The 818-nt window shown below is 41.7% G+C and carries 1 protein-coding gene and 1 other annotated feature; the gene reads left to right on the top strand.

Going from position 1 to position 818, the window contains the following annotated elements; all coding sequences use genetic code 11:
• The first annotated feature begins 180 nt into the window (after nucleotides 1-180).
• Nucleotides 181-438: a binding site (T-box leader), on the top strand.
• Nucleotides 439-464: 26 nt separating this feature from the next.
• Nucleotides 465-728, top strand: a complete 264-nt coding sequence (locus H9L42_RS16770) for a hypothetical protein (protein ID WP_187304538.1) — start codon at nucleotides 465-467, stop codon at nucleotides 726-728.
• Nucleotides 729-818: the final 90 nt, after the last annotated feature.

Genomic DNA, 818 nt, shown 5'->3' with positions numbered 1-818 from the left:
AGTTCTACCTTTCTGATAATGATTTCCTCCTGTTCATAAGTCTCATAGGAGGATAATTATACCACATTCGGGACATTTTCTTTTGTGGTATACTAAGACATTATCATATGTGAACCATAATTTTTTTGCAAAATCATAAATATTTCTTGACTTGCTCGGAAAATCATGACATAATATTTTGGAAATGCGAAGACCGGAAACCAGTAAGTCTGAGGAGTACCCACAGAGAGCAGCCGGATGGTGAGAGGCGCGGGAAGGAGCCAGACCGAATACATTCCGAGAGCAGTCCGCTGAACAGGAATCTCTTTTCAGATTTCAAAAGTAGGTTGGAACGGGTTCACCCGTTATAGTGAGCGAGTTTAGTAAGAACTCAGTGAGGCTGCGTACCGTGAGGACGCAGTGAACAGAGGTGGTAACGCGGTATAATCTGCCCTCTGAACATAGTTCGGAGGGCAGTTTTTTTTATGCCCTGCCTGTTTTGTGAAACAAAACAGCGCGCAGGACAAATACAGAAATTGCGCGGCTTTAGCCGCAGTGCAATTTTTCAGTTTATGCCCTGCCTGTTTTGTGAAACAAAACAGCGCGCAGGACAAATACAGAAATTGCGCGGCTTTAGCCGCAGTGCAATTTTTCAGTTTATGCCCTGCCTGTTTTGTGAAACAAAACAGCGCGCAGGGAACACTGTCCTTCCAAATAAAAAGAAAGCTAACTATATAAAAGTCAAGTGAAATATATAGATTTAGCTCAAAAAGTTACAACTTGTTACTTGATGTAATTTGAACATTGAAAAGTGAATAGTGGATAAAAAACGGCATGGC

The organism is Zhenpiania hominis (assembly GCF_014333425.1).
Classification (GTDB): Bacteria; Bacillota; Clostridia; order Peptostreptococcales; family Anaerovoracaceae; genus Hominibacterium; species Hominibacterium hominis.
The sequence above is the reverse complement of the archived record's forward strand: the minus strand, read 5'-3'. Positions and strand labels throughout refer to the sequence as shown.

Excerpts from the sequence above, each read along its gene's own strand:
- H9L42_RS16770 (WP_187304538.1), top strand. The coding sequence starts at position 465 with ATGCCCTGCCTGTTTTGTGAAACAAAACAGCGCGCAGGACAAATACAG.